The 6162-nt window shown below is 49.1% G+C and carries 6 protein-coding genes; 2 read left to right on the top strand and 4 right to left on the bottom strand.

The features are described from left to right. Window positions 1-122 precede the first annotated feature (122 nt). The 3 genes from DHL47_RS04195 to DHL47_RS04205 are packed head-to-tail and all read right to left on the bottom strand — an operon-like array spanning window position 123 to window position 2636. Window positions 123-1052, bottom strand: a complete 930-nt coding sequence (locus DHL47_RS04195) for a metal ABC transporter substrate-binding protein (protein WP_209550999.1) — start codon at window positions 1050-1052, stop codon at window positions 123-125. A gap of 14 nt (window positions 1053-1066) precedes the next feature. Continuing rightward, complete coding sequence (locus tag DHL47_RS04200; RefSeq protein WP_209551000.1) at window positions 1067-1915, bottom strand: metal ABC transporter permease; 849 nt, start codon at window positions 1913-1915, stop codon at window positions 1067-1069. Window position 1916: 1 nt separating this feature from the next. Further along, window positions 1917-2636: a metal ABC transporter ATP-binding protein gene (locus tag DHL47_RS04205; RefSeq protein WP_209551001.1), complete on the bottom strand. Its 720-nt coding sequence runs from the start codon at window positions 2634-2636 to the stop codon at window positions 1917-1919. 143 nt (window positions 2637-2779) lie between these two features. On the opposite strand from DHL47_RS04205, the gene DHL47_RS04210 reads away from it, so the two are divergent. After that, window positions 2780-4672, top strand: a complete 1893-nt coding sequence (locus DHL47_RS04210) for a M13 family metallopeptidase (protein WP_209551002.1) — start codon at window positions 2780-2782, stop codon at window positions 4670-4672. Between the two features lie 393 nt (window positions 4673-5065). Next, window positions 5066-5962 (top strand): DUF7916 family protein, encoded by an 897-nt coding sequence (locus DHL47_RS04215; RefSeq protein ID WP_128836718.1) that lies wholly within the window; start codon window positions 5066-5068, stop codon window positions 5960-5962. A 17-nt stretch (window positions 5963-5979) separates the two neighbouring features. Here the strand turns inward: DHL47_RS04215 and DHL47_RS04220 are convergent. Next, window positions 5980-6162: hypothetical protein (locus DHL47_RS04220; RefSeq protein WP_209551003.1), on the bottom strand; the 183-nt coding region annotated here is incomplete at its 5' end.

Here is a 6162-nt window from a genome sequence, read left to right on the forward strand (position 1 = left end):
CAAATGGCTCTGCATTACGAATGATTTGACTGAAAAGTTTGCGGCGTTTTTCTTCAAAGAGCAGCAGCGGAAAGGAGCGCTTGGCCATTCTGTCAGGCAGAGGCGGCCGCAGCCGCTTTGGATTACTGAGCCAGCCCTTCAGCAATCTTGTCCAGATTGTACTTCATCATGCTATAGTAGCTGTCTCCCTCCTGCCCTTCTTCAGCGATAGAGTCGGTGAAGATCTTGGCGTAGATGGGGATGTTGGTGTCTTTTGACACGGTTTTCATAGGACGCTCGTCCACACTGGATTCGACAAAGAGGGAGGGCACTTTGGTCTTGCGCAGTTTTTCGACCAAGGTCTTGATTTGGTCCGGCGTGCCTTCTTCTTCGGTGTTGATTTCCCAGATGTAGGCAGACGGCACATTGTAGGCCTTGGAGAAGTATTTGAAGCAGCCTTCACTGGTGACAATCATCTTCTTTTCCTCAGGAATGTTGCTGAACTTCTCTTTGGCTTCCCTGTCCAAGGCGCTGAGCTTTTCTACATAAGCCTTGAGATTTTTCTCGTAGGTGGCCTTGTTTTTCGGGTCCTTTTCTATCAGCCGTTTAGCGATATTTTGCGCATAAATGATGCCGTTTTCCAGATTGAGCCAGGCATGGGGGTCTTCCTTGCCTTTTTCATTTTGTCCTTCGAGGTAGATGACATCAATGCCGTCGCTGACTGCATAATAATCCTTGTTTTCTTTCTTCTGAGCATTGTCAACCAGCTTAGTAAACCAAGCATTGCCGCCGGTTTCCAGATTGATGCCGTTATAGAAAATCAAGTCGGCCTGCGAGGTCTTTTTGACATCCTCTGGCAGGGGCTCGTATTCGTGGGGGTCCTTGCCGACTGGCACAATGCTGTGCAGGTTGATCTGATCGCCGGCAATGTTTTTGGTGATGTCGGCAATAATGGAATTGGTCGTTACGACATTCAGTTTAGAAGAAGCGGTAGAAGAGCTTTTTTGACTGGAGCAGGCGGCCAAGCCGATAAAGGCCAGCATAAATAAGGCAAATACACTTAATTTTTTCATGAGAATCCTCCGATTTATTTTAGTTTAGGCCGGTTTTTTAGTTTTAAATACCGTTGCTTAGGTGCAATAAAGAATGAAATGAGAAAGATAAGAGCAGAAGTCAGGACAATACTGGAGCCTGCGGCGATATTAAAGCTATAGCCGATAAAGAGGCCCAAGACCGAAGCTAGAGCCCCGAGACTGGAAGAAAGGAAAATCATGGTTTTAAGGCTGTTGGCATAGAGATAGGCCGTGGCTGCCGGCGTAATCAGCTGGGCAACAATCAAAATCGTTCCCACACTCTGCATGGCGGTCACGGAGACAAGGGTCAGGAGAATCATGAGCAGATAGTGGTAGAAATTCACCTTCATCCCCATAGCCTGAGCCAGCAGCGGATCAAAAGAAGTGATCAGCAGCTGCTTGAAAAAGAGGGCAATGACCAGCAGTACAGCGATTCCGACCCCAATGCTTATCCACATATCCGTATCCTGCACAGCCAGAATATTCCCGAAAAGAATATGGAAAAGGTCGGTCGAACTGTTGGCCACCCCGATGAGAATGACTCCCAAGGCTAAGAAAGATGAAAAGGTAATCCCAATGGCTGTATCGCTTTTGATGATGGAATTGCCCTTGATATAGGTAATGATGACCGAAGCCAAAAGGCCAAAAGCAATAGCGCCCACAAAGAAATGGATGCCTAAAATATAGGACAGAGCGACTCCCGGCAGGACCGCATGAGAAATGGCATCTCCCATGAGCGACATGCCCCGCAGGATAATAAAGCAGCCGACAGCGCCCGCCACAATCCCGATGACAATGGCTGTGATCAGGGCGTTTTGCAGGAAGTGAAAATCCTGTAAGCCCTGAATAAATTCTTGAATCATCTTAGGCACCCCCGTTCATAAAGAGCTGAGAACCATACGTTTCCTGCAGATTCTCTCTGGTGAAGGTGTTTTCGGTTGGTCCGAAAGCAATCAATTTTTTATTGAGGAGCAGAATGTGATCAAAATAAGCCGTCACTTTGCTTAAATCATGGTGGACAATCAGAATGGTCTTGCCGGCTTCTTTGAGGCTGCGCAGGGTGTCCATGATGATGTCTTCGCTGACGGAGTCAATGCCGACAAAAGGCTCATCTAAAAAGATACAATCGGCCTCCTGTACCAGACAGCGGGCAATCAGAATCCGCTGAAACTGCCCTCCGGACAGCTGGCTGATCTGGCGATCTGCATAATCAGCCAATCCGACGATGCGTAATGCTTCCATGACTTTGTCCCAGTCAGCCTGCCTGAAGCGGCGGAAGAGTCTGATGTTCGGATAAAGTCCCAGTGATACGCATTCCTTGACCTTGATGGGGAAATGATAGTCGATATTGATCTTTTGCTCCACATAGGCCACACGATTAAGGGAGCGCTCAAGCGGCTGCCCATCCAGCAGGGTTTGGCCTTGGTGGCCGATGATGTCCAGCATGCCTTTCAGCAGGGTTGATTTGCCGGCACCGTTCGGTCCGATGATTCCGGTGATGCTGGGGCCTGGGATGTCTAAAGACAGGGGCTCCAGAGCCAGCTGCTGCTGGTAGCTGACACTTAAATTTTTTATGGTAATCATTGCTTGTACCTCTCTATTTTTAATATACCTTAAAATAAAAATTAAGTCAAGTTAATTTTAAAAATTCCATTAAATAATATAGAAAGATTTGAAAAAACAGCTCATTTTTGCTAGGATAAGAGAAAAAAGAAAGCGAGAGCAAGATGACACGTTTACAAGATGATTTTTATGATGCCGTGAACGGAGAATGGGCCAAGACTGCGGTCATTCCGGATGATAAGCCGGTAACCGGCGGTTTTATGGATTTGCATGATGAGATTGAAGACCTGATGCTGGCAAAGACAGACCAGTGGCTGGCCGGTCAAGAAGTGCCTGAGGGTGCTGTTTTGCAGAATTTTGTCAAATTCCACCGCTTGGCAGCAGACCATGACCGGCGGACGGCAGCAGGGATTGAGCCGGCGCGGGCTTATATTGATGAAATTCGCAGCCTGGCTTCTTTTGAGGATTATGCGGCTAAGATTGCCGATTTCGAGCTGGCCGGCAAGCCGACCTCTTTTCCCTTCGGTGTAGCGCCTGACTTTATGGATGCTCGGATCAATGTCCTTTGGGCAGACGGACCGGGGACTATCCTGCCGGATACGACCTACTATGCGGAGGACCATCCGCAGAAGGCTGAACTCCTTGCCAAATACCGGGAGGCTCAGGAAGCCCTGCTGGAGAAATTTGACTTCAGCCCTGAGGAAATCACGGACATCTTGGACAAGGTCCTGGAGCTGGATGCTGTCTTTGCTCAGTATGTCCTCTCTAATGAAGAAAGCTCTGAATACGCCAAGCTCTACCACCCCTACAAATGGGAAGATTTTAAGAACTTAGTGCCAGAATTGCCTTTGGCAGACATTTTCACCAAGCTGATCGGACAGGAGCCGGACCAAGTCATTGTGCCCGAGGAGCGCTTTTGGCAGGCCGCCAAGGACATCTATACAGCTGCTAACTGGGATAAGCTCCATGCTTTGCTGATTCTTTCTGCAGTGCGCAATACAACACCTTATCTGACAGATGAGATTCGCATCTTGTCCGGTGCCTATCAGCGGGCTCTGTCAGGCACACCGCAGGCTCAGGATCAGAAAAAAGCAGCCTTCTATCTGGCTCAGGGGCCTTTCAGTCAGGCTGTCGGCCTCTGGTATGCCGGCCAGAAATTCTCCCCAGAAGCCAAGGCAGATGTGGAGCAGAAAGTTGCGACCATGATTGAGGTCTACAAGGACCGATTGGCCAAGAATGACTGGCTGACGCCGGAAACACGGGAGAAAGCCATTGTCAAACTCAATGTGATTAAGCCCTATATCGGCTACCCAGAAGAGCTGCCGGAGCGCTATTTCCGCAAGACAGTGGACGAAGAGCTCAGTCTCTTTGACAATGCCCTCAAACTCAGTCAGATAGAGATTGCCCACAGCTGGAGCCAGTGGAATAAGGAAGTAGACTACAAAGAGTGGGGCATGCCGGCCCATATGGTCAATGCCTACTACAACCCGCAGAAGAATCTGATTGTCTTTCCGGCAGCCATCCTTCAAGCGCCTTTCTACGATCTGCAGCAGTCCTCATCTGCCAACTACGGCGGGATTGGAGCGGTCATTGCCCATGAGATTTCCCATGCCTTTGACACCAATGGGGCCTCTTTTGACGAAAATGGCAGCCTCAATGACTGGTGGACCGAACAGGACTATGCGGCCTTTACCGAGAAAACCCAGAAGGTCATCGACCAGTTTGAAGGCCAGGATTCCTATGGGGCTAAGGTCAACGGCAAGCTGACAGTCTCTGAAAATGTGGCGGATCTGGGCGGGATTGCAGCAGCCCTTGAAGCGGCTAAAAAAGCGCCGGATTTTTCAGCAGAGGCCTTCTTCACCAACTTTGCCCGTATCTGGCGCATGAAGGGCCGGGAGGAATACATGAAACTGCTGGCCAGTGTCGATGTCCATGCACCGGGCAAACTCCGGACCAATATCCAGCTGCCTAACTTTGATGACTTCTATGCGGCCTTTGATGTCCATGAAGGCGACGGCATGTGGCGCAGCCCAGAGGAGCGCGTGATGATCTGGTAATAAAGATGTGAGAGCGTAAAAAATTTCAAGCAAAGAGGAGATTGGTGCAGGTCTCGCTGAGCACCGGCCAAGCTATCTTTTTGCCGAGCTTTTAGCTCCAAGTCAGTTCAGCCTCATGGGGCAGCCCTCCCCGCTCCGGTGCCTTGCCTGAAGACTCTGCTGACTCAGCAGCGCAACGGTTCATTAGTCGCATCTCTTCTGCTTATCCTGTTACGAAAAAACACTATCCGCTTTGGCTGCAACCAGAGCGGATAGTTGCAGGAAAATATAAAAGCGTTTACATTTTTGCTGGATTATGGTATACTGGATTGGTAATAAAATATAAACAAAAAAACTAAAAATAATAAAAATTATCGTCTTTATTAATGAATAATAAAGAAAAGAGATAACGTTATGGTGAAACGATTCATTAGTTCAAATGCGTCAGAAATCCTTGCGATGACAGCGGCTGAGCTCAAGCAGAGCATCAAAGCCAGTGAAGGGCGGATTATTCTTTCAGAAAATGTTGCTTTCAAGGAATCCTATATCGGAGATGTGACCAATGCGGAAATAGCCCGGGCTTTTGGAGCGGACTTGATTCTGCTGAATGGGATTGATATGTTCCATCCTTTTGTGAACGGTCTGGATGCCAAGGAAGATTTTGTAGAGCAGCTCCATCACTTGGTCGGCCGGCCTATCGGAGTTAATCTGGAGCCGGTAGACAGTCAGGCAGAAATGGCCGAAGAGCGTTTAGACATCAATGAAGGCCGCAGGGCCAGCCTTGCGACTATTCAGCGGGCGGAAGAACTGGGCGTTGACTTTATCTGTCTGACCGGCAATCCGGGTACTGGCGTGACCAATCAGGCCATTGTCGACACGATTCGCCTTGTCAAGGAGCATTTCTCAGGCCTGCTCATTGCTGGCAAGATGCATGCGGCCGGTGTGGATGAACCTGTCGCGGATTTAGAAGCGATTAGCCGCTTTATCGAGGCAGGCGTGGATATTGTTTTGGCACCGGCAGTCGGCAGTGTTCCGGGCTTTGACGAAGCTGATCTGAAGCAGATTGTCCGTCTGGCGCATGAAAAGGGGGCTCTGGTCATGAGCGCAATCGGGACCAGTCAGGAAAGTTCTGATACAGATATCGTCAAGCAGATGGCCATCCGCAATAAAATCTGCGGAGTGGACATTCAGCATATCGGCGATTCAGGCTATGGCTGTCTGGCGCCGGTTGAAAATATCTTTGCCATGAGCAAGGCCCTCCGCGGCCAGCGGCACACTGTTTCCATGATTTCCCGCTCCATTAATCGTTAATGCTCTTTGAACTCTCTTCAAACCAGATCAGCTCCTGCCCAGAAATGGAGAAGAAGGGAAGCTTTCAGCTTATCGCTCTGTGTTTCAAGTAATAAGCGGCGGTGGGACAGAACTAAATTTTGAAAAAATTTAGTTCCCTTCACTCTTTTGTTTCTAAGCTCAGGCTGAAAAGGTTCCCCAAACCTTTTCACTCCCAGCCC

The sequence above is a fragment of the Streptococcus panodentis genome (assembly GCF_017884005.1).
GTDB classification, from domain to species: domain Bacteria; phylum Bacillota; class Bacilli; order Lactobacillales; family Streptococcaceae; genus Streptococcus; species Streptococcus panodentis.